This is a genomic window from Aquimarina discodermiae (assembly GCF_040786235.1).
Lineage (GTDB): Bacteria > Bacteroidota > Bacteroidia > Flavobacteriales > Flavobacteriaceae > Aquimarina.
The window spans coordinates 16,485-40,505 of record NZ_JBFMKP010000011.1; the positions used below are offsets into that span (position 1 = coordinate 16,485).

General features: G+C 32.7%; 19 protein-coding genes. 12 read left to right on the plus strand and 7 right to left on the minus strand.

Annotation, left to right across the window (positions count from 1 at the left end; translation table 11 throughout):
- The first annotated feature begins 83 nt into the window (after nt 1–83).
- Nucleotides 84–1,085 carry a hypothetical protein gene (locus ABW636_RS08440; RefSeq protein ID WP_367589532.1) on the plus strand — a complete coding sequence of 334 codons (1,002 nt, stop codon included), beginning with the start codon at nt 84–86 and terminating at the stop codon, nt 1,083–1,085.
- A 126-nt stretch (nt 1,086–1,211) separates the two neighbouring features.
- Here ABW636_RS08440 and lipB read toward each other — a convergent pair whose 3' ends face one another.
- Together lipB and ABW636_RS08450 are read right to left on the minus strand one after the other, a co-directional pair.
- Nucleotides 1,212–1,928: a lipoyl(octanoyl) transferase LipB gene (gene lipB, locus ABW636_RS08445; RefSeq protein WP_367589533.1), complete on the minus strand. Its 717-nt coding sequence runs from the start codon at nt 1,926–1,928 to the stop codon at nt 1,212–1,214.
- Nucleotides 1,929–2,076: 148 nt separating this feature from the next.
- Nucleotides 2,077–2,232, minus strand: coding sequence for a YqaE/Pmp3 family membrane protein (locus ABW636_RS08450; protein WP_367589534.1), 156 nt, complete (start codon nt 2,230–2,232; stop codon nt 2,077–2,079).
- A 154-nt stretch (nt 2,233–2,386) separates the two neighbouring features.
- Here ABW636_RS08450 and ABW636_RS08455 point away from each other — a divergent pair, with 154 nt between their 5' ends.
- From ABW636_RS08455 to ABW636_RS08470, 4 genes are all read left to right on the plus strand, one after another.
- Nucleotides 2,387–3,451 carry a LuxR C-terminal-related transcriptional regulator gene (locus tag ABW636_RS08455; protein WP_367589535.1) on the plus strand — a complete coding sequence of 355 codons (1,065 nt, stop codon included), beginning with the start codon at nt 2,387–2,389 and terminating at the stop codon, nt 3,449–3,451.
- Nucleotides 3,452–3,554: 103 nt separating this feature from the next.
- Entirely contained in the window at nt 3,555–4,031 is a 477-nt protein-coding gene (locus tag ABW636_RS08460; RefSeq protein WP_367589536.1) for a DUF1573 domain-containing protein, read from the plus strand.
- A gap of 358 nt (nt 4,032–4,389) precedes the next feature.
- The gene (gene lysS / locus ABW636_RS08465; RefSeq protein WP_367589537.1) at nt 4,390–6,081 is read left to right on the plus strand and encodes a lysine--tRNA ligase; all 1,692 of its coding nucleotides are present in this window, start codon (nt 4,390–4,392) and stop codon (nt 6,079–6,081) included.
- A gap of 382 nt (nt 6,082–6,463) precedes the next feature.
- Nucleotides 6,464–7,072 carry an SPOR domain-containing protein gene (locus tag ABW636_RS08470; RefSeq protein ID WP_367589538.1) on the plus strand — a complete coding sequence of 203 codons (609 nt, stop codon included), beginning with the start codon at nt 6,464–6,466 and terminating at the stop codon, nt 7,070–7,072.
- A gap of 96 nt (nt 7,073–7,168) precedes the next feature.
- Here the strand turns inward: ABW636_RS08470 and ABW636_RS08475 are convergent, their stop codons facing one another.
- Nucleotides 7,169–7,513: a DUF6515 family protein gene (locus tag ABW636_RS08475; RefSeq protein ID WP_367589539.1), complete on the minus strand. Its 345-nt coding sequence runs from the start codon at nt 7,511–7,513 to the stop codon at nt 7,169–7,171.
- 261 nt (nt 7,514–7,774) lie between these two features.
- Between ABW636_RS08475 and ABW636_RS08480 the strand changes: the two genes are divergently transcribed.
- From ABW636_RS08480 to ABW636_RS08495, 4 genes are all read left to right on the plus strand, one after another.
- Complete coding sequence (locus ABW636_RS08480) at nt 7,775–8,458, plus strand: DUF4386 domain-containing protein (RefSeq protein WP_367589540.1); 684 nt, start codon at nt 7,775–7,777, stop codon at nt 8,456–8,458.
- A gap of 151 nt (nt 8,459–8,609) precedes the next feature.
- The gene (locus ABW636_RS08485) at nt 8,610–9,218 is read left to right on the plus strand and encodes an aspartyl/asparaginyl beta-hydroxylase domain-containing protein (protein ID WP_367589541.1); all 609 of its coding nucleotides are present in this window, start codon (nt 8,610–8,612) and stop codon (nt 9,216–9,218) included.
- Nucleotides 9,219–9,262: 44 nt separating this feature from the next.
- Nucleotides 9,263–9,733, plus strand: coding sequence for an RNA methyltransferase (locus tag ABW636_RS08490; protein WP_367589542.1), 471 nt, complete (start codon nt 9,263–9,265; stop codon nt 9,731–9,733).
- Between the two features lie 31 nt (nt 9,734–9,764).
- Entirely contained in the window at nt 9,765–11,120 is a 1,356-nt protein-coding gene (locus ABW636_RS08495; RefSeq protein ID WP_367589543.1) for an alanine/glycine:cation symporter family protein, read from the plus strand.
- A gap of 20 nt (nt 11,121–11,140) precedes the next feature.
- Here the strand turns inward: ABW636_RS08495 and ABW636_RS08500 are convergent, their stop codons facing one another.
- Nucleotides 11,141–13,081 carry an OmpA family protein gene (locus tag ABW636_RS08500; protein WP_367589544.1) on the minus strand — a complete coding sequence of 647 codons (1,941 nt, stop codon included), beginning with the start codon at nt 13,079–13,081 and terminating at the stop codon, nt 11,141–11,143.
- 287 nt (nt 13,082–13,368) lie between these two features.
- Between ABW636_RS08500 and era the strand changes: the two genes are divergently transcribed.
- From era to der, 3 genes are all read left to right on the plus strand, one after another.
- On the plus strand, nt 13,369–14,250 hold the full coding sequence (gene era, locus ABW636_RS08505) for a GTPase Era (RefSeq protein WP_367589545.1): 882 nt from the start codon (nt 13,369–13,371) through the stop codon (nt 14,248–14,250).
- A gap of 214 nt (nt 14,251–14,464) precedes the next feature.
- On the plus strand, nt 14,465–15,988 hold the full coding sequence (locus tag ABW636_RS08510) for a choice-of-anchor I family protein (protein ID WP_367589546.1): 1,524 nt from the start codon (nt 14,465–14,467) through the stop codon (nt 15,986–15,988).
- Between the two features lie 319 nt (nt 15,989–16,307).
- Entirely contained in the window at nt 16,308–17,615 is a 1,308-nt protein-coding gene (gene der, locus ABW636_RS08515; RefSeq protein ID WP_367589547.1) for a ribosome biogenesis GTPase Der, read from the plus strand.
- A gap of 33 nt (nt 17,616–17,648) precedes the next feature.
- Here the strand turns inward: der and ABW636_RS08520 are convergent, their stop codons facing one another.
- Genes ABW636_RS08520 through ABW636_RS08530 form a run of 3 tightly spaced genes read right to left on the minus strand, consistent with a single transcriptional unit; the run spans nt 17,649 to nt 23,957 of the window.
- The gene (locus ABW636_RS08520) at nt 17,649–19,853 is read right to left on the minus strand and encodes a peptidase domain-containing ABC transporter (RefSeq protein WP_367589548.1); all 2,205 of its coding nucleotides are present in this window, start codon (nt 19,851–19,853) and stop codon (nt 17,649–17,651) included.
- A 13-nt stretch (nt 19,854–19,866) separates the two neighbouring features.
- Complete coding sequence (locus ABW636_RS08525; RefSeq protein ID WP_367589549.1) at nt 19,867–23,004, minus strand: lantibiotic dehydratase; 3,138 nt, start codon at nt 23,002–23,004, stop codon at nt 19,867–19,869.
- Nucleotides 23,001–23,957 carry an LLM class flavin-dependent oxidoreductase gene (locus ABW636_RS08530; protein WP_367589550.1) on the minus strand — a complete coding sequence of 319 codons (957 nt, stop codon included), beginning with the start codon at nt 23,955–23,957 and terminating at the stop codon, nt 23,001–23,003. The genes ABW636_RS08525 and ABW636_RS08530 overlap by 4 nt, the downstream gene beginning before the upstream one ends.
- Between the last annotated feature and the right edge of the window lie 64 nt (nt 23,958–24,021).

A 24,021-nucleotide genomic window follows, 5' to 3' on the forward strand; every position in this document is an offset into this window, starting at 1 on the left:
TTATAGTAACTTTACTACATAAATCGTTGCCTCTTTATTACACAAAAATTGATTTAAATTAAAACTCATTAAAACCTAAACCAATGAAAAATTTTAATTACCCAATCCTATTGTTATTGGTCTTATTACTTTGCAATGGATGTACAACAAATGATACGGATGAAATCTCCCCTAACGTCGAAAATGTAACTACAGATAATACTATTGATGGTAATGATTATAGTGATGATGTATTTGTGGATGGGATTAACCAAACCTATCTAGAAGAAACTGGTATGACCAAAGAAGAATTACTTCGGTCTATTGCAGAAGATGATCAAAACTATGAACAAGAACTCGAATCTAGATTAAGTCAAGAGGCCTTATCTAACGGTTTAATAAAATCTACAGCCGCAAAGGGGTTTGATTTTAACAGAGCAGAATTAGCGGGTGCGATCGGATATATGTTGTACGAAATCCAAACAGATCCGGCCAAATACTTTCAGACCGATTTTCCAAATGACCTTCCTGATTTTAATCTTGGACTCAATACAGAGTTAATACGCCTTGCAGTGTCCAAATTCCCGGCTTTGAAAGATCATACTAATAAACGTAAAATAGACTTATACGGTTTTTCATTACATAATATATCTATTAGTGGTCAAACCATCAAATTTGATGTGAGAGGAAATGCTCGTTATAGAAAATACGTTAAGATTTTTGGAAAATGGAGAAAGATATTAGACAAAAGAGGCTCTGCCAATGTTGATATACCTTTATACTTTAATACGAGTACACACACTATCGAAGTTTCTACTATTAAAATCTCTAAAATTAGTATTGGAGGCGGAATACTATCAATTATATCTCCTATCAAAACACTAATCATAAAACTATTAATCAATAAGTTTGTTAAGATCAAAGTCGACGTTGATCTTGATTTTTCTTATGATTTTATTTCAAAAGTTTACGTAAATCATAAAGGGATACGACAACAAACAATAAACGGCAGACGCTTTGTGTTTTTTGATTTCGAAATTAAAACCAGCCAACTTATTGATGATGTAGAAGCTCTACTACAAAGCTTCGGAATTATTTGTTGTTGATATTAAAAAGTAGCATTTAGAAACAATTTTATGTAGCGTCTTTGGTACTAAAAATGATATCAAAATAAGAGGTAACAGATTTTATTTTTATCACCAAAGACCATCATTTCAAATAACCACCATGACTTAGGTTTTGGTGGTTTCTTTTATAATTTCTGCTTCAAAAAGAACTGTAAAGTGTTTTAATAATTTCTCTTTTACTTCTTCTATATCTACCTTCTCTTTACCTATTTCGACATGAAGTGACGTCACGGCTTTATCTTGTATACCGCAAGGAACGATATGATCAAAATATCCCAAATCGGCATTTACATTTAATGCAAAACCATGCATAGTAACCCAACGACTGGCACGTACACCCATTGCGCAAATCTTGCGTGCAAACGGAGTTCCTATGTCGATCCATACTCCTGTTTCTCCCTTACTTCTGGTTGCATTAACACCATACTCCTTTAGGGTAAGTATGACCATTTCTTCTAGAAAACGAAGGTATTTATGTATATCTGTAAAAAAATTATCCAAATCTAGTATAGGATACCCTACTATCTGACCCGGGCCATGATATGTAATATCTCCTCCTCTATTAATCTTATAAAACGTTGCTTCTTTATCTGCAAGTTCTTTTTCTGACAATAACAGGTGATCTATTTTACCACTTTTACCCAACGTATATACATGAGGATGTTCTACAAAAAGAAAGTGATTAGGTGTAGTAAGCCCTGCATCTTCTCTTCTATTTTTCACCTTAATATCCAGAATTTGTTTAAAAACACCCTCTTGATATTCCCAGGTTTCCTTATAATCCTTACGTCCTAAATCCTGAAACTGAATTTTTTTATTCATCTGCTTTTCAATTGCTCTTATACGGTTTGATCATACTAAGGCTCTCAGCTTTAATTACCATATAAAGAATACGCAAAGATAACCTATACCAAGAATAAATTAGGAAAAGAGGAATAAAATACTTCTATCGTTCTATAGTAATCTATAACTATTTTGGATTATTTAATATTACTAATGCTGCGATTACCCCAGGAACCCATCCACAGATAGTCAATAACAAAACTATTAAGACAGACCCACAACCTTTATCCAATATCGATAGGGGTGGAAAAAAAATCGCCAGTAAAACTCTCCAAATGCTCATAATGTGTACTATAGAAATAATTAAATTGTATACTTATATGTAGCATAGAATTAAAAAATGTTACATCCCAGTATAAATTTATTTCTATACTTTTAAGGCGATGAAATGATATAAACTATTTCCATTTTACTTTTTAAACAAAAATCAACCTTAGATGAAGATATCTCGGTTCTTTTTATTTTGTATTCTTTTTCTTTGCTCTAAAGAAATTGCTGCACAATACAAATTCTCTGGATTTGCAAATACAGAAAACTGGTCTGGTGATATCTACTTATCCCTTATAGAAGATTACAGGCAGTTATCTGGTATCTATCATGAGCAAATTATAAAAAAAACCGTTAGCGATTCTACAGGATACTTCAGTTTTTCTGGTGACAACCTCCCCATACAAAATCGCATGTACAGAATTCACATAGAGAACTGCACAAAAGAAACACATAAACCCATACATTTTAATGGTGTCTGCCCAGAAAGTAAAGAAATTCTATTTATTGCCAACAATAAGGATTCAATTACCTTTCCTTTTTCATTCGATTATGAAATGTTCTGTACTATCGTTTCTACTTCAGAAAAGAGTAATTCTTTTATCAAAGTAGATTCTATCATAGATGAGATGCGTTTTGCCTTTGCCTCTTATAGAAGTGAGGCCAATCGTAAATTGAATGCTAAAAAATGGTTGTCAACTTTACAAAACTATGTAAGCACCCAGAATGAACCTCTGGCAGAGTTATATGTATATAGTTTTCTTTCTAATAAAACTAACGACTTACATTCATATTATTTAAATGATTTAAAAAACCATACTTATTACGACGAATTACTAAGTCGGCTTCAAGAAAAGTATCCAAACAGTCCCTATACCATTCAATACCAAAAAGAATTGGCTGCAGATAAGTTTCTTATCAATCCTTCTACTTTTTCTTCTACCAGTCCATGGTTATTAGTTGTACTATTTGTATTACTTTTTTCGGTATTTCTTAATGTACTACAGTATTTAAGCTATAAAAAGAAAAAGAACAATTTGGGAGGTGTAGAAAAGAAATTAACCAAACAAGAACAAAAGGTTCTGGATCTTATTTTACTTGATAAGACAAACAAAGAAATTGCAACCACAATGTTTGTGAGTATAAGTACTATAAAAACACATATTAATAACTTATACAAGAAGCTTAATGTTCACTCGAGAGAAGAAGTTAAGTCACTATACAGCAACAAGTAACAAAAAATCAACCGGGGTTCTAGTCCTCTTTTCAAACACCATTTTGTTGGTTTACCTCTCGTTTATTTTGATTTTTGAAACACTAATTTAAAAATCAATACTCATGAAAAAAACAATTTTAATTTTAGCTGGTGTTACCTTATTTACTATGGTATCTTGTAAAAACGACGTTTCTCAAAAAACCACAGAACATCAAGAAACTGTCTCTTCTTTACAAGCTAAAGTTGCAAATTACCCTGTAATGTCTTTTGCAAAATCCAATCATGATTTTGGAACAATTAAAGAAGGTGAAATTGTAAAACACATATTTACCTTTACCAATACAGGAAAAGTACCATTGGTTATCATCAATGCCAAAGGTAGTTGCGGTTGTACCGTTTCAGAATGGCCAAAAGAACCTATTGCTCCCGGAGCCAAAGGTGAATTACTGGTATCTTTTAATTCGAATGGTAAACCAAACTTACAAAGCAAACAAGTAACCATTACTGCAAATACAGAAAAAGGTAAAGAAATACTTACAATTAAAGCAATGGTTACTCCAAAAGCAACAACATCAAATCAAAAATCGGCCCATAACTAATTTTACAGATTTATTAATAGGTTTTATTCTCTATGGTTTTTTGTCGTAATCTTCAAGATCGAAAATAGAATAATTTGCTATTCTATTAATTATTTAATGTGATCGTAACATCAATCATTAAACAATACCCGAAAGGTTTACATAAACCTTTTGGGTATATTAATTTGGGTAAAATTATCTAAAAAATGATGTTAATAGGTGAACGATATGTTTAATAATTACTACCTTTTTTTGGTAGATTTTGAACCTATTTGGGTATGCCTTCTAAAAACAAAGTTTAGATACTAAAAGTTTTTATGCAGACTTTTCTTTAAATTCTTCAAATAGGCTATTTTTGTGCCTTTAAAACATAGAATTTATGCAATTATCAGAACAAGAACTTGTAAGAAGAGAGAAGTTAAGCGCATTACGCGATTTAGGCATCAATCCTTATCCGGCATCGTTATACCCGGTGGATTATACTTCTAAACAGATAAAGGATAAATTCGAAGAAGGTAAAAAGGTGGTAATCGCAGGTAGACTAATGTCAAGAAGAATACAGGGTAAAGCATCTTTTGCAGAACTACAGGATGCCAATGGACGTATACAAGTTTATTTTAACAGAGACGAAATATGCCCTGATGAAGATAAAACCAAATACAATGAAATCTATAAAAAACTATTAGACATAGGTGATTTTATAGGAATTGAAGGAGAACTTTTTACTACTCAGGTTGGAGAAAAAACAGTATTGGTTAAGGATTTTTCTTTGTTAAGTAAAACTCTTAAGCCACTACCTCAACCCAGAACCGATGCTGATGGGAAAGTATATGATGCTTTTTCTGATCCAGAATTGAGATATCGTCAACGCTATGTTGATCTAATTGTAAACCCACATGTAAAAGAGGTTTTTGTAAAGAGGACAAAGCTTTTTAATGCTATGCGAAATTTCTTTAATGACCGTGGATATTTTGAAGTTGAAACTCCTATTTTACAACCAATACCTGGGGGTGCTTCTGCACGCCCTTTCATCTCGCACCATAATGCACTTGACATCCCTCTATACCTTAGGATTGCAAATGAATTATACTTAAAACGATTAATTGTTGGTGGTTTTGACGGAGTCTATGAGTTTTCTAAAAACTTTAGAAACGAGGGAATGGATCGTACTCATAATCCTGAATTTACGGCTATGGAAATTTATGTTGCCTATAAGGATTATAACTGGATGATGGATTTTACCGAAAAATTATTGGAGCATTGCGCCATTGCTGTTAACGGAACCACAGAAGCCACCTTTGGAGCGCATAAAATTGATTTTAAAGCTCCGTATGCAAGGATAACCATGGCAGACTCTATCAAACACTTTACAGGTTTTGATATTACTGGTAAATCTGAAGATGAAATTAGAGAGGCTGCAAAAGGAATGGGAATCGAAGTCGATGATACTATGGGTAAAGGGAAGTTAATCGATGAGATTTTTGGAGAAAAATGTGAAGGACAATATATCCAGCCTACTTTCATCACCGATTATCCAAAAGAAATGAGTCCTTTATGTAAAGAACATAGAGATAATCCAGAACTTACAGAGCGTTTTGAATTGATGGTATGTGGTAAAGAAATTGCGAACGCCTACTCAGAACTTAATGATCCTATCGATCAACGTGAACGTTTTGAAGAACAATTAAAACTAAGTGAAAAGGGAGATGATGAAGCAATGTTTATAGATCAAGATTTTATTAGGTCTTTAGAATATGGGATGCCTCCTACTTCTGGATTAGGAATTGGTATGGATCGTTTGATTATGTACCTTACCAACAATCAGTCGATACAAGAAGTGTTGTTTTTCCCACAAATGAGACCCGAGAAGAAGCAAGTAACGCTAAACGATAACGAAAAAGCAATCTTTGATATTCTTAAAAAAGAGAAAAGTATGTCGTTAAGCGAGCTTAAGGATGCCGCAGGACTTAGTAATAAAGGATGGGACAAAGGAATGAAAGGTCTTTCTAAACTTGGACTAACCAAAGTAACAAAAACAGAAGATAGTCTTATCGTAGAAGTTGCAGAGTAATAACACACTTTACTTTAAAGCTCATTATTTCAACATCTTACAAAACAAAAACGCGGCTGTTGAGCCGCGTTTTCTACTTTAATTAACCCTAACTTAAAGAAGTTATTTCACATAAAATAACTCCTTCAAAATTTTCATTAAAAGAGTATTATATCTCTTCTAAGTATTTTGTCATTTTAAATTTTATAAGTCAAAAGTATTCTCTGTATTCAACTTAAATATTAGCCAACAATTAAATAAATCTTAATTCGAATTATGGCATTCACTTACTTTCATTGTTTTAACACATCCTTTCTTATACTGTTCCAGAATGCTAAATACCACAAAGCCTTGGAGTTTACAAAGAATCCTTTATATTTGAGTATCTAAAAAGACTAATCAGATGCCATTTATAACAGACGAAGAATTACAAGGTTACAAAGATCAAATAGAAAAAGCCGAAGAATCAAAACGTGCTATAGATTATGCTCGTAATAAAGCAGTAAAAGATGAGCGAGAGAACTCTCAGAAATTTAAAATAGCCGCTATCATACTTGGGATTATTGCGCTTTTGGGCGTTGCCGGCACTGTCTATCTTATGAATTTTAGCACTCCAAAAAATGCTATTACACAAAAAAAATACAATGCAGAGGTTAAGACTCGGGATGATAAAATAGTTGAGCTTGAAGAAACTATCAAAAACATGGCCATGAATCAGGAAATTGACAATCAAGAAAGTCAATCGGGTTCTGCAGGTTCTTTAGAAGATAAGCTCATTTATGCCGTGCAGATTGGTGCTTTCGAGGACAAAGATTTGTCTATGTATTCTGAAAACTTTGTGAATTTTAAAGAAATAAAAAGTGGAAATTTCAATAAATATGCATTAGGAAATTTTGAAACACTTAACGAGGCTAAACGTTTCCGAAGAGAGTTGGTTAGTTTAGGTTTTAGAAATGCCTTTATAGCTTCTTATCAAAACGGTGCCCGTATAAAGATTGAAGAAGCATGGTAATAATTTTTTAGCAATACTTATTTACCTATTTTTAAAAACAAATAGTGGGTAGTAACCGATCACCTACCCACTAATCATTCCAACTAACTAAAAAAACTAAACAGTAACAATAATATATTTCTTTCCTGATCTTTTATAGTATACTCCGTTATAAGTATAATACTTTACCCCTCTTATTTTTATCACCTTGTACCCTCTTGGTAAAGTCACCATTCTAGCTCCTATAGGTGCTTTCACTCTTCTATATACTTTACCTTTTTTAACATACCATTTACCCTTACTTCTATAATAGCGTACATTTTTATGTACAATCACCTTGGGATGATGCACTTTGGTAATAACCACATCTTGGGTTGGTGCCGCTTGTATTGTAGTTGCACAAGAAGTGGTCAAACATCCAACTAATAAAACTGGTAAAATTATTCTAATTATATTTTTCATGTCCTTAGTATTTTGGGTTCTTATGTCTTAGACTCTCCGATTACAAAAAGGTTTAATTCTACTTTTAATTTTGTTAGACAACCTTTCTTAAAACTTCTGCGTCTTTTAAGGTAAATCATTACTCGAACCTAATTCTATCGAAGCTTCAAATCATCCTTATGAAGACATTTATAATTCATGAACATGAAAAAATCGCCCTTCAAATAAGCGTAAAAATTGCTGGTCTATTACTAGTACATAAATTCTTAAAACTGAATTCACATGAATAGTATCAAAAAAAATGCACGAATAGCAGGCCTATTTTTTTTAATAGTAGTATGCTGTGGCATGTTTGCAGAGATGTTTGTTCGTCAAAAATTGATCATCTATAATACCCCCGAAACAACCTGGGATAATATCTTGTCTTCAAAAATGTTGTTTAGCCTGGGAGCAATAAGTGATTTATTAATGTCTACTGCCTATTTTTTGTTTGTTATGATGCTGTATCCTTTACTTAAACAGATACACAAAAACTATGCTAGAATAATGGTGTTATCGGTAATAATTTCGGTTGCTATTTTATGTGTAAATATGCTTAATCAACTCGCAGTTCTATTAATAACCGAAGACGTAGATTATCTAAATGCTTTTACATTAGAACAACGACAAGCACTGGTACTCCTCTTTATGAATTTGCATACCAAAGGGTATTTCATTGCTCAAATATTCTATGGCTTATACCTATTCCCATTAGGATATCTTGTTTATAAATCAAATATGTTTCCCAAAACAATAGGTATTCTTTTAATGTTAGGATGTATTGGTGACTTTGTTGATTTCTTTAGGTATTTTCTTTTCCCCGATCATCCTTCTATAATCTTACAATACGCTACCCTTCCTGCCAACTTAGGAGAATTTTCATTATGCCTATGGCTTTTGGTTATGGGGGTAAGAAAACAACAATAATTATAGTATTTATAGAAGACATAAATATATTAACTCTAACGATTTATAAGTATCTTAGTGATTCTCTTTTTTAATAAAAGTGATGTTACCAACTTACCTCTTTTCCTATTTAAGAGGAATTCACAAATTATATTAATAGAAATAATAATATATGATACCTATCAAAGAAATCAATATTAAAAACAAAGACAGAATTAAACTTCCTTTTACTTTTGACCCAGTAAAAATGTTAGATGAATGCAGAGCTTTAGAGTTATTACATTTTGAATATTATAGTGTGATACAATTACGAGCACCTTCTCATATTGTAGATACATCACTTCCAATACCTCCTCCTTCTGGAGACTATGCAGATGGTTCATGGACAGAATGGCTAGACACAAAAGCACTCAAATCATCTCCGTATCTTAAAAGTGTAGTAGATAGTTTTCGCAAACACACCAAGGTAACATTGGTTAGATTACTTCGTTTAGCACCAGGCGCTATCGTAAAAGAACATACCGATCCAACTTTGGGATTAGAAATAGATAAATCTCTAATAAGACTTACAATTCCTATTTATACGAATAACCAAGTAACATTCTATTTGAATGGTACCGAGGTGCCTCTACAACCGGGAGAATGTTGGTATTTAAAACTTACTGATTCACATAAAATAGATAATTTGGGAGCCACAGAAAGGATTAACCTAACCATTGATATGATCCCTAATGAATGGGTAACAAAAGCTATTAAAGATAGTCTCATAGCTAATGGGTAAAATTGGTAGTTGTATAATCCTGTAGAGTTGCTATTTTTGCGATTATGATAGACAATTTTGAGAATGAGTTTTTTGGAATCGGTATTCAGAATGGAAAAACACCCGAAAATCTAGGTGTCTTATGGCGTTCTGCTCAAAATATGGGTGCTAGTTTTATCTTCACCATTGGGAACCGATATGCAAAACAAGCTTGTGACACTCACAATGCGGTAAAATCAATGCCCTATTTTCATTATGATTCTTTCGAAGATTTTTATAAACACCTTCCTAAAGGGGCAATGTTGGTTGGTGTTGAACTTGATGAAAATGCCGAATCACTAGAAACGTTCAAACATCCTAAACGGTGTGTTTATTTATTAGGGGCAGAGGATCATGGATTATCAAAAAAAGCAATCGAAAAATCAAAGTTTTTAATAAAATTCAAATCCGAATTAAGTATCAATGTAGCTGTTGCCGGAAGTATTATTATGTATGACAGAGGCATTGATAAACCTAGATTTATAAGAGATTCGTAATTTGTAATAAGAATCGCCTTATCTTTAGTTTATGTTTAAAACCGTAGAACGTTTTTTTGCAGCCTTTAGCCCTTGGATATGGGATTGGCCTTTATTGATTCTTCTTATAGGAGGTGGTTTATTTTTTCTTGTCTATTCAAGATTTACTCCTTTTCTCTATTTTAAACATGCAATCGATGTCCTAAGAGGAAAGTATGATAAAAAAAATGACATAGGAGACCTTAGTCATTTTCAGGCATTATCTTCTGCTTTGGCAGCAACTGTTGGCATGGGTAATATTAGTGGGGTTGCTGTAGCAATTGTAATGGGTGGCCCCGGAGCCATATTCTGGATGTGGATTAGTGCTTTGATTGGGATGGCCACCAAATTCTATACTTGCTCGCTTGCAGTGATGTATCGATCAAAAGACACCAATGGTGCTTTATTAAGTGGTCCCATGTATGTGATCATTAACGGAATGGGAAATAGGTGGAAACCTCTCGCCATCATATTTGCTCTAGCTGGGTTAATTGGCACTTTACCTGCCTTTACAGCAAATCAACTAACACAAACTATAATAGATGTATTTGATTGGGAAGAAACTTATAAATGGCATATTGGAATAGTGCTGGCAGGTATTGCCTCATTAGTCATATTAGGCGGTATTAAAAGAATAGGTTTTGTTGCCAGTAAATTAGTTCCTTTTATGGTTGGCCTGTATTTTATTACCGTAATAACGATATTAATATTGCAAATCGAAAAAATACCCGAAATGTTTCTACTTATTTTATCAGATGCATTTTCGGGAAAAGCGGCTGCTGGTGGGGCTTTAGGATATCTTATTAAAACAGGAGTGAAAAGGGCTGCTTTTTCTAATGAGGCAGGTATTGGTACAGCTCCTATGATGCACGGTATGGCAAAAACGAATGAACCCATACGAGAAGGATTGGTCGCTATGATTGGTCCTGCAATAGACACTCTATTGGTTTGTACATTAACAGCGCTTGCGATTCTTTCTACAGGAGTATGGCAAACAACAAATGATAATGGAATTTCTCTCACACTAGAAGCTTTTAATGCTGTACTACCCTACGGTTTGGGGGATATTGTGGTTATTATCATGGTATTGGTATTCGCACTATCTACCTTATTTTCTTATTCTTATTATGGCACTACTTGTTTAGGTTTTTTAACAAAGCCCAAGTATGGTGTTTATTATAATTATATCTATATTCTATCTATTATTGTAGCTGCAGTAGTAAAAATAGAATTTGCTATTAATCTTATTGATAGTGCTTTTGCGCTTATGGCTATTCCTACTATAGTTTCTGGATTGGTATTGGCTCCAAAAGTAAACGAAATGGCCAAAGGTTACTTTAAAAACATAAAGTCTCAAAATATTAACTAAGAATTGAGAAACCAACACCTTTATTTCCTTACTATAAATTCGCTTCGTCTGTTTTCTTGATGTTTTTCTTCAGAACAAGGCACATTATTCCCACATTCATTAATCAATCTTCTTTCTCCATAAGCTTTACCATGAATTCTTTTCCAAAGAATTCCTCCCTTTCTTATGATATACCTTACCGTAGCTCTCATTCTTTTTACACTTAGCTTTTTATTATACCAATAACTAGATCTACTATCGGTATGCGAGCGAACTTCTATTTTTAAATCGGGATACTTTTTCATGACTGCAATTATCTTTTGCAATTCTATTTCGGTTTCTGGAGTAATCGTTGAATCATCAAGCCCAAAATAAATAGGCTCTAGCAGCAATGTTTTTCCTAAGTCATCTCCAACATTTACTAATGCTTCTGGAGATAGTACATCTGCTTTTATAGCCTGTAGAGGAATAACTATAGAATGTGTATATTCTAGAACATCTGTAGTTTTAATCGTTATATTTTCTGGAGCATATGAATTTAATCCTACCTGAATAGCGAATTGTTTTTCGCAATCCACAGTAATTCTAAATTTTCCGTTCGTATCAGATATCATTCTACTAATCATCTCTCTATTTTCATCCCATAATGATAAATCTGCACTAGAAAGCGGTGTATTTGTTTCACTATCTACAATAACACCTTCAATATACTGTCTGCAAGAAGTGATTAATTCTTCTTTTTGTTTAAAACTATAGATATCGTCATTACCCTTACCTCCTCTTCTATTACTGGCAAAATATCCTATTTTCGTATTTTCATTGAGAACAAAAGTAAAATCATCTTTAGGACTATTTATTGGCTTACCAACATTATATGCATCAGAAAAACCTGACTCTTCTGGTTCTGCCACAAAAACATCTAATCCGCCTAAACCTACATGACCATCACTAGCAAAAAATAGTCTGCCACTATCACTTAAATACGGAAAAGTTTCTCTTCCTTCGGTATTAATAGTTTCACCAAGGTTTTTGGGTTTACCAAACTTTCCTCCTCCCAACACATCTACCACATACAAATCTGATTTACCATAGGTACCAGGCATATCACTTGCAAAATATAATTTTTTCCCATCTGCACTTAATGAGGGGTGAGATACCGAATAATTATCACTGCAAAACGGTAGCTCGGTAATATCTGTCCATTTATCATCTACCAGCGTTGCCTTATATAATTTTAAAAGAACTACTCCTTTTTTACTGGTTCCCAATTTATTGTTGGTATAATTATTTCTAGAAAAATAAACTGTACTACCATCCCGACTAAAACTTGTGGATGATTCGTGAAACTTGGTGTTTATTTTGCCTTTTAATTTTACCGGTTCTTTTAAACCTATACTATCCGGTTTTACTTCTGAAGAAAAAATATCTAAAAAAGGCATTTTATCCCACTTGTGTAACTTGGCAGGATTATTAATTTTTTCTCTAGAGGACGCAAAAACGATTTTACCATTAGCATCAAAACTTGGTGCATATTCAGAGTTTTTGGTATTAATGTTTAAAGAAAACATTTCAAATTTTCCAGATTGCAGTTCTATAAAATCTAGATAGTCCTTTTTTTCAATAAAATATTTTGCTCTTTTATCATTATCGGTAAGCTTATAGAACTCTTCCATTGTGTCATCGGCCTCTTGATAACGTTCTACACTTTTAAGGCTTTGAGAATATCTAAATAAATATTCTGGATTTAAACTATTACCACTAACTTCTATTAACTTTTCATACCATCCTACTGCATCCTCCAAGTTACTGGTAAAGTAATAAGAATCTGCAAGTTTAGCATACAAATCAGGAGAAGAATACCCTTGTTTTATGACCTCTTCATAAATTGCTCTTGCATCTATATAGGCAAATGATTCAAAGTTTTCATCTGCTTTAGCGATACGTTTATCATGATCTTGAGAAAAAACAGAGAAACACACCATTATTGAAATACAAAAAAAAAGAAGATTTTTTTTGTTTAAGAAATGTGTGAAGAAGAAAAAATTATATTCCAAATGATCCCAAGATTTATGGTTTAAAAACTTGTTTTCACGGGGTTTTGAAAACGTAACTTAAGATAAATTTAAGAAAAATTAATTAAAAAGTGGATTTCGTCTTCATTTTAAGGATTATTTACACTTTATGCGCATTGATATAGACTTTGCCAATATTATATTATTATCATAATTTATAAATAAATTCATCTACCTTTGCATCAAATTATAAGTATATGGGGCATAAAGCTGGTTTTGTAAATATTATAGGTAATCCTAATGTAGGTAAGTCCACATTGATGAATGCATTTATAGGAGAGAAATTATCCATAATTACGTCAAAAGCTCAAACGACCAGACATCGTATCCTAGGCATCGTAAACAGTGATGATTTTCAGGTTATTTTATCAGATACCCCTGGTGTTATCAAACCTGCTTATGAGTTGCAAGAATCTATGATGGGGTTTGTTAAATCTGCTTTCGAAGATGCCGATGTACTTATTTATATGATAGAAATTGGAGAAAAAGAGCTTAAGGACGAAGCTTTTTTTACAAAAATCACCAACGCAAAAATCCCTGTACTTTTACTAATTAATAAGATTGATCAGTCTAACCAGGAACAACTGGAAGAACAAGTTCAATTTTGGGCACAAAAAGTACCTAATGCAGAAATGTATCCCATATCTGCACTTGAAAAATTTAACGTCAAAGAAGTTTTTGATCGAATCGTTGAACTTTTACCAGAGTCACCGCCTTTTTACCCGAAAGATCAACTTACCGATAAGCCTGAACGCTTTTTTGTAAATGAAGCCATTCGCGAAAAAATATTACTGCACTATAAAAAAGAAATTCCTTATTCTGTCGAGGTAGAAACAGAGGAGTTTATAGAAGATGAAGATATCATCAGAATTCGTTCTGTTATTATGGTAGAACGCGAATCTCAAAAAGGGATTATTATTGGTCATAAGGGAGCTGCACTAAAAAAAGTAGGTACTGAAGCTCGTAAAGACCTTGAGCACTTTTTTGGCAAAAAAATCCATATCGAATTATATGTGAAAATCAATAAAAACTGGCGTAATAACGAACGTCAATTAAAACGATTTGGATATAACAATTAACCTTCTTTCCTCCTTAAAATTACTTGTTAATTGAACTTATTTTTATAGTTTAAGAATATATGAAGATAGAGAAGTAAAAATTGTTTCGTGCTTTAGACCTTCTCAAAAGAGACAATCCACAACGAATAATATTTTTAATTTACCCTTTACTTAACATTGGGGATACACTTGTTATTAATATTTGAGGTTTTAATCACGTAAAACATCTTCAATAATGAATTTCTTTAACAAAACCATCCTTTTTTCGGCTACAGTATTATCATTATTCACAGCATGTGATCTTGACGATTACACAGGAGGAGGAAACAACAATTCTCTTACATTTACCAAAATAGGAGGATTTACTAACGGAACAGGAGACGAAGGATTTGCAGAAATCTCTGCTTTTGATCCATCTACAGGAAAACTTTTTGTGGTCAACCCAAACGATTCTGAACTTTCTGTATGGAATATATCCAATCCTGGTTCGCCAATACAAGGAACTGATATAGCATTAACAGGTATTCCTAACAGTGTTTCGATTCATAACGGATTAGTTGCTGTTGCTCTAGAAAATGCATCTAATAAACAAGCCAATGGTACTATTGCTGTATATAATTCTGATTCACAAGCATTACTTAACACATATCCCGCTGGAGCATTACCCGATATGGTAACATTTAGTCCAAATGGTCAATATATTGTTGTTGCAAACGAAGGAGAGCCAAATGACGAATACACCAATGACCCAGAAGGTTCGATAACGATCATTGAAGTTGCTACAGGGCAAATTTCAACCTTAGGGTTTTCTGCTTTTAATGGCCAAACAATAGGTAATGGATTTAGAGTTTTTGGACCAAATGCAACTTTGGCCCAAGACGTTGAACCAGAATATATAGCGGTTTCTCATGATTCTAAAACCGCTTATGTTACTTTACAAGAGAATAACGGAATCGCCATCGTAAATTTACAAACAAAAACAATTACAGATATTGTTGGATTAGGTGTAAAAGATTATTCTTTATCAGGTAATCAAATAGATGCCAGTGATAAAGATAACATTGTTGGTAATTTCAAAAACTGGCCTGTTTTAGGTTTTTACCACCCAGATGCTATTACATATGCTAAAATTAGAGGGGGAAGGTATTTAATTACTGCTAACGAAGGAGATGCTAGAGACTATGATGGATATTCTGAAGAGGTAAGAGTAAAAGATCTTACTTTGGACCCAACCATTTTTCCTGACGCTGCCACACTACAATTAAATGAAAACCTTGGTAGGCTAAAAACAACTACCGCAAATGGAGATATCGATAACGATGGTGATTTTGATGAGATTTATGCCTATGGAGCAAGATCTTTTACCATCTGGTCTACCTCTGGAGCTGTTATATACGATAGTGGTGATCAAATTGGTAAAACTATTTTTGATCTTGATCCAAATGCATTTAACAGTAATGAAGGTAGTAAAACAGACGGAAGATCTGATGATAAAGGAGCAGAACCAGAAGCTGTAGCCACTCTAAAAATCAAAAACAAAACTTTACTTTTTGTTGGTCTTGAAAGAACTGGAGGGGTACTTGTATATGACATCTCTCACCCTTCTAATCCTAAATTTATAGAGTGGCTTCGTGATGTAGAAGACATCTCGCCTGAAGGCTTAATTACAGTTAAGAAAAAGCATAGTCCAACGGGTAATAATCTTGTGATAATAACCAACGAAGTATCTAATACTGTTGCTATTTATGAGGTAAAGTAACCCCTCCATAAAAAGTTTGTTGTTTTACAGTAACCAACTTATCTATAATACTTGGTATCTTTGAAGTAAGTAATTATTTCACTGACTGACTATCAATTATGAAAAGCTCATAGACCTACCAAATGGTCTTTGGGCTTTTTATTTTTTACATTTTTTCACCTTCTAAAAAAGCTGCCTTCTTTTCTATTTTACCATTTTTTAAAACGAGTATTTAAGAATTTGTTTCCTATATTTTTAGGATCCAATATTATAAACCAGAAACTCCTTAAGTTCTAAAATAAAAAGGCTAATTTTGCACAAAATTTTAGAATAGATCTCAATGAGTGGTATAGTGGCAATTGTAGGGCGACCTAATGTAGGAAAATCAACTTTCTTTAATCGATTAATTCAAAGAAGAGAGGCTATCGTAGATGCTGTAAGTGGTGTTACTCGTGACCGTCATTATGGAAAAAGTGACTGGAACGGTGTGGAATTTTCTCTAATTGATACCGGTGGATACGTTCTAGGTAGTGACGATATATTTGAAGCTGAAATTGACAAACAAGTAGAACTTGCCATTGATGAGGCCGATGCCATTATCTTTATGGTAGATGTTGAAGCAGGAATCACAGGTATGGATGAAGACGTTGCTAAACTACTACGTAGTGTCAAAAAACCTGTGTTTTTGGTAGTTAACAAAGTTGATAATGCAATGAGAGTTGCAAATGCGGTAGAGTTTTATAATCTAGGATTAGGAGACTACTATACTATAGCTAGTATTAACGGAAGTGGAACAGGTGAGCTTTTGGATGAACTAGTAAAAACGTTACCAGAAAAGGCAGAAGACGATCGTGATGATCTACCAAGATTTGCTGTGGTAGGTAGACCTAATGCAGGAAAATCATCTTTTATCAACGCGCTAATAGGTGAAGAAAGATATATTGTAACCGATATTGCAGGAACTACCAGAGATGCCATAGATACCAAATACAATCGTTTTGGGTTTGATTTTAACCTTGTAGATACTGCGGGTATTCGACGTAAATCGAAGGTAAAAGAAGATTTAGAGTTTTATTCTGTAATGAGATCTGTTCGAGCCATAGAACACAGTGACGTCTGCTTGCTTTTATTAGATGCAACCAGAGGTTTTGATGGACAAGTACAAAACATTTTTTGGTTAGCAGAACGAAATCGTAAAGGGATCGTTATCCTAGTCAACAAATGGGATCTTGTTGAAAATAAAGAAAGTAATACCTTAAAAGATTTTGAGAAATATATTCGTAAACAAATAGAACCGTTTACCGATGTACCTATTGTATTTATTTCGGCATTGACAAAACAACGAATTTTTAAAGCTATTGAGACAGCTGTCGATGTGTATAAAAACAGGTCTAAAAAAATTAAAACAAGTGAGTTAAATGATACGCTTTTACCAATCATAGAACGTAATCCACCTCCTGCCTATAAAGGAAAATATGTGAAAATCAAGTACATTACACAATTGCCAACACCACAACCACAGTTTGCATTCTTTTGTAATTTACCTCAATATATAAGAGATCCTTATAAACGCTTTATAGAAAACCAATTGCGTAAAGAGTTTGATTTTAACGGGGTACCCGTATCTGTTTATTTTAGAAAGAAATAATCTTCTTATCGAGTTAATAGGTTTAGATTTTTATCACACTCCTAACTCTAATTGGTTTTTTACCAGACTAAAGTAATCAGATTGGTTTTCTACCAATTGTTGGTGATTTCCTTGTTCTACTATTCTCCCGTTTCGCAACACTATTATTTGATCTGCGTTTTTCACCGTACTTAATCTATGCGCAATAATCAAAACGGTTTTTCCCTTAAAAAAGGATTGAAGGTTGTCATGTATAATTTTCTCATTTTCGGCATCAAGAGCACTTGTCGCTTCATCAAAGAAAATATAACTAGGGTTCTTGTAAACAGCTCGCGCTATCAAAATTCTTTGTTTTTGCCCTCCAGAAATTCCATTACCGGCTGCGCCAATCTTAGTTTTTAATTTAAGAGGTAAGGATTCTACAAAGTCGCCTATATTGGCAACTCTAATTGCATGCGCCAGTTTTTCACTATCGATTTCTTCATCTCCCATAGCTATATTTCTTTCTAAAGTTTCAGAAAAAATATACCCATCCTGCATTACCACCCCACAATTTCCTCTCCAGCTATTGGCAGAAACATCAGATAAATTGGTATTATGAATTTGTATATCACCCCGAATGGGTTCATAAAACTTTAATAACAACTTCATTAAGGTAGTTTTCCCACTTCCACTTGCTCCTACAATTGCGGTAGTTTTTCCATTTAATATTGAAAAATTAATATTTTGTAATACAAAAGGAGATTTAGGCCCTTCGTATTGAAAATCTACATTCGATAAAACAATGTCTTTTTTTGCATTATTTATAAGAATATTATCTATATCTGATATCTTTAGTAAATCTGTTACCTCTTCTTTAGGATGGTTTTGTACTTCATTTAACCTTTCTATACTTAGCTTTGCATCCTGTAATGATCTAAAAAAATTAACCAATTGATAGATAGGAGAATTCATTTCTCCAATAATATAGGACACACTTAAGAGCTCACCGATAGTCATCTGCCCGTGCACCACATAATTGGCTGCCATAAACGTAACTATAATGTTTTTAACCTGATTTAAAAACTGAAACCCCGAAAGCTGTAATTGATCTAATTTTAAAATACGAATATTAACCTTGAAAAGTTTTTTCTGAATTTCTTCCCATTTTTTTCTTTTGAAACTTTCGAACTGATTTAGTTTCATTTCGGTTACTCCATTTAGTATTTCATATATAGAATCCTGGTTATCGCTACGCTGTTGAAAACGAAAGTAATCCAAGTATTTTCGCTTCTTTAACCAAAACAATGACCACAGAATTGCTACCGCGGTTAAGGTTATATACACCAATAAGATTTTATAATCATAGTATAATAACACTCCAAAGAATACTAAGAATGTGATCATAGAGAAAAAAGTGATCAAACTTTCTGAAGTTAAGAATTTTTCTATGCGTTCATTATCCTGAATTCTCTGTTGAAAATCCCCCATCATTTTGGTATCAAAAAACTTAATAGGAAGCTGTAAAATTTTCTTTAAAAAATCTGATATGATACTGATACTCATTTTGGTTCCCACATACAAAACCAACCAGTTTCTTACAATCTCTATTGTAATCGACCCCAAAAACAATACCAATTGCGCTACCAATACTAATCCTATAATATTTAAATCTTTGGCATTAACCCCCTTATCTATAAGATGTTGTGTAAGAAAAGGAAAGATCAATGTGATACCACTTCCTACCAACAACAATGCAAACATTTGCACCAGTTGTTTTTTATAAGCAGTAAGATAGTTTAAAAGGTATTTTATAGAGGTTTTATTTTGCTTCTGAGGCGCTAACTTATAAAATTCTTCTGTTGGCTCTAAGAACAACACTATTCCTTCTTGTTCATCTGGCAACCATCCTTTTTCGAACTCTTCTTGGGTTAATGATATAACGCCATGGGTTGGATCGGCTATTTTAAACATATACTCCCCTTTGAAAAGATTTTTCTTCACACCACATAGCACCACGAAATGATTCTGATTCCAGTGTATTATGAGCGACTTATATCTTTTTTCTATCAAATCCTGTGAGGTTAGTTTTGCTGCAAACGCGTCAAAACCAATTCTGGTAGCTGCCTCTTTTATTCCTAATAACGAAACCCCTTCTCTGGTGATATATGATAAATCTCTAATGTAATCTAATGGGTATTTTTTTCCGTAAATACTAGCGACCATAACCAAACATGCAGGTCCGCAGTCCATTTGGTCTTTTTGTGGTATAAATTTCATGGTTTAGCTTTTTCTAATAAATAATTTCTGGCTTATTTTTTTGATAAACTTCTACCCTATAGAATTTTTCTAGCAACCCATAAAGTACTAGTTCATGCATTCTGGGATTAGAAATAGCAATTCTATTAATAGTCATATGAATAAAACTATTCAGGAAATATACTAACTGTCTCTTTTCTACATTTAGCAATTTTTCTATATGATCACTTATGCTTCTATTCCTTGCATTTATGATGTATGCATATTCATTTTCTTCTGCCTTCATGCTTTCGATTATATCATCTTTATACAATCGAAACTTTTTATCGATCTGCTTCCTCATGTTTTTTGAAGCACTAAACTCTTTCTGAAAAGAGCTATAAAGTCCTTGAGCAATTGTTAGTTTTTCTTTACTCGATAGCTTAAACATTCTGAGATACCCATCAATAGCTTTTAAAGAAAGTACCCATCGCTCTTTTTCTTGCCGATTTTCTCGAAGCTTACTTACCAGATACATTACCATATCACTGTCATAATGAAAAATAGTTTCGGCTTCATCGATTAAATCACCTCCGTATCTTTCTAGCTCCCTTATATAAGTTGATAATTCTATTTTGTTTATAAAATGATTATCTACATAGCTTTTCATATAATGCTTAAAACATGTGGCTATTTTATCGATACTTCCTGCTATATTTTTGTTGTATTTAAATCGAATCCTTAAATGAAAATCAGGGTCATTAAACCTAATAAAAAACCATTTTTCTATTAATTGTTCTTTTTTTAATTCTTCTATTAATGGAGCAATAATGTCACTTAAAATGATATCTGCAGACTTAATACCACAATAAATTTTATAGTACAGCCATTCATCCCCAGGGATAAATTTTCTTTGAACTTTATCTTTTTCTACTTTTTTATCAAAAACAAGATGTTCTCTTTCTTTTTCATTTACAAAAGGCACTATATATTCATTGGCATATAGATTCTTTGGTTTGCTTAAATCATCAAAAACTTCTATCAGTACAATTCTTTCATTTTTCTTTAAAACTTCAAAAATGTATTGCGTTAAAAATTCGTTTTTAGTATCGATGAGTAACTGATTATCTCCTTCTGCTAGATACACATATCTTGGTATATCATACTTCTTTTTAAACTCTTCAAACTTTACAAAAGAGAACTTGCCTGTTTTTTTGTTTTCTACTCCCTCTAGATCTGTAAGATTAAGTTTCCAGGTTGCAGGTGATAAAATAACTTCTTCTCCATAAGTAACTCGAGGAAAAAACTTAAAACAATTCACATTAACTCCTCCAATATTAAGTCCTAACCCTCTTATTTTCGAATCGAACTGTAAATCGCATAAAAACTCATAAACTGGTAACGAATCATACTTATAGTTATGTGCATTAGAGTTGTACACATTCACTATCTTATTGTGAGTCTTACTTCTTAAAATAAAACGATTGTTATAGAGGCTAATGTATAAATCACTAAGGAGTATACTATTTGTTTCATTAGATTGTTTTGATAAAAACGGAATTTCTATATCTCGATTAATTTTCCTGGCCAAAATATTGGCATCTCTATCATTTGGGAGGTGTATGAATTCTGCCTGAATACTATTTGGATTAAATTTTTTCTCTTTTTCTATTATGTTAGTAACCATTGGAGTCAACCGCTCATCTAAATTGGTAAACCTACCTATCATATTTAATGCATTATCTCCTACAGAATGCATTAAGAGTTTATTATTCACTTTACTTACCATGGCACTAAATGTAGTAGGGAGTTCATCTACCAAAGGTTCGAAAGCACTCAGATCTTCTTTTGACAGATCTATTGCTTTCTTTCCTTCGATATATGATTTATGAAAAAGAGTATTCCAGAATGTATGCTGTTTACGATTAAACTTTATTTCTTCCTGGTTGACATTTCCTCCTTCCCAAATAATATCATCTATCAATGTAGAAAAAGCATTAAAATGTTCATCATTACCTTTATAATCTACTCCTAACTCATTGTCTAAGGCAGTTGTTAAGGATACTTCTGCTTCTTCATATTTTTCGTAAAACGCCTTCTTAAAATTACTTAATTTAGAATCTTCACTGGCAACCGGAGCACTAAACAAGGATAACGTTTCTATTGCTTTATGCAATAACTTGTAATCATGAGGTGTTAATGATTTTTGTGTTTCATTAACATGATTTTTCCTTAGATTAATATTAATCAAAAACTGCTTTTCATAAGAGATCTCTAATGCATCTGCAATTTTAAATATATCCTTATAAAAGTCTATTGACAAAGTTGTTTTACCCTCATTGATAATATCAATCTTTTCATTTAGTGCCTTTAGGGTGTTATATACTTTTTGCAGGTAATTATCTTCATTAATAGTCGACAGATGTCTTTCTAGAAAAGACACAAGTTGTACAATGGGTGAACTTTCATTAAGCCCGATATCTAAATCACTGGTTATTATTTGAGCATCTATCAACGAATGTATATAGGACACCACATCTTCATAGGTAACTCCCTCAATGGCATCAAATAATAGGGTGCCTAGTTCTTTAATTGTTATAGGTTTATTCTGGATTTCTGAAAATATTAATTCTATAATCTCATCAGATTCTAATGAGGTTAATCCATGAAAACGTTTGGTATGTTTATAAGACACCTCAACATATCGATAATTCTCTCCTATTTTATACATCGAATTATTAGGAGTATACTTTAGAACACTTCTAAGTACATGGTTTTTGTTTAAGGCATTTACAACAGCATATAAAAACAGTAAATCAATACTAGCATATTTTTGAACACCTTCTTGGTGATCAATCTCTTGTATTCTTTCTTCTGGAGGTATATTTGTATAGTTTGAGAACAATCCAAAAGGAGTACATCTCGTAGAAATTCTAATATAGTATTTGATAATACTTCTATGAATACTACTTTTTTTATCATCGGACCAGTTATCTTCTACAATAGATTTTTTCCACTGTTGGTATAATTGTGGAGAAGCCAGAAATAATGCTTGTTTAAAAAAATCATCTTCGAACAAAGATTTTACAAAAATAGCTACTTCCTTATCAGAGTCGGGAATCTCTGCATATTTACTATAGTCATATGACGGTTCTCGTAATATAGCCTCATTGATATGTTTTATATTTTTCATGACATTACTACACTTTTAAGGTTAAACATTTCTGAGGTGATTTGCAGGTTTTCTATCTTTTTTTGATTATCTCTACCCAAATCATATAGAATAAACTCTTCTATTCCGAACTTATCTTTATAATCGTATAGTAAATCATAAAAATGTGTTGGTGTGGTAGGAATAACGACATAAGGAGATTGATTAATACCTGCTTCTGTTACACTCATATTATCGACAACATTTCTGGACTGCGAAAGTGACTCTGACATATAAAAGGCAAGTGACAAAGATATCTTAGGATTAAATCCATTTCTTTCTTTAAAATCGTGTTTAAATTTTATGAGTTGATCTTTATCATAATTTACATTATGAAGCTTTTGGCCTCGATTATGAAAAATACTTCGGCAAAGATTAAGCTTGTTTTTGATAACAAACTCTGAGCTTTTATAAGATGTCGCCAGATACCATAAGTTGGGTTTTACTCCTTTAAAAGGAGGAATCACAACGCCTTCATCACGAAAATACTTTTCTTCGTTATGAATAAGTGCGGACATTTCTGTCACATTTTTTTTAAAAATTTCACTAAAATGTACATCCTTTGTCTCTTGATTGCACATCTTATTGACATAAGGTATATCGGTTAAAGAATTTGCAAGCCCCAGATCAATTCTGTCATGGAACAGATTGTTCATTAATTTATAATTGCTAATTACCGAAAGTGGGGGATATAAGTTCACAAGCACTCCTGCAGAACCTACACTTATATTTTCTGTCATTCCGGCAATTATTGAAATCAATATGTCTGGATTAGAATATGAATGCGACACAAAGGAATAATGATGCTCTGTTAACCAAAAGCGAGAAAAGCCCAATTCATCTGCTTTTAATGCATATTCTATAATATCTTCTATAGTTGTTAGGCTATTCTCATTTCTAGAGCGCTTGCCTTGTTCTAATATACCTATTTTCATCTGTTTATACTATTGTTTTGGATGTCAGACAGAACTCGCCAAATAATCATTTTCGATATGTATC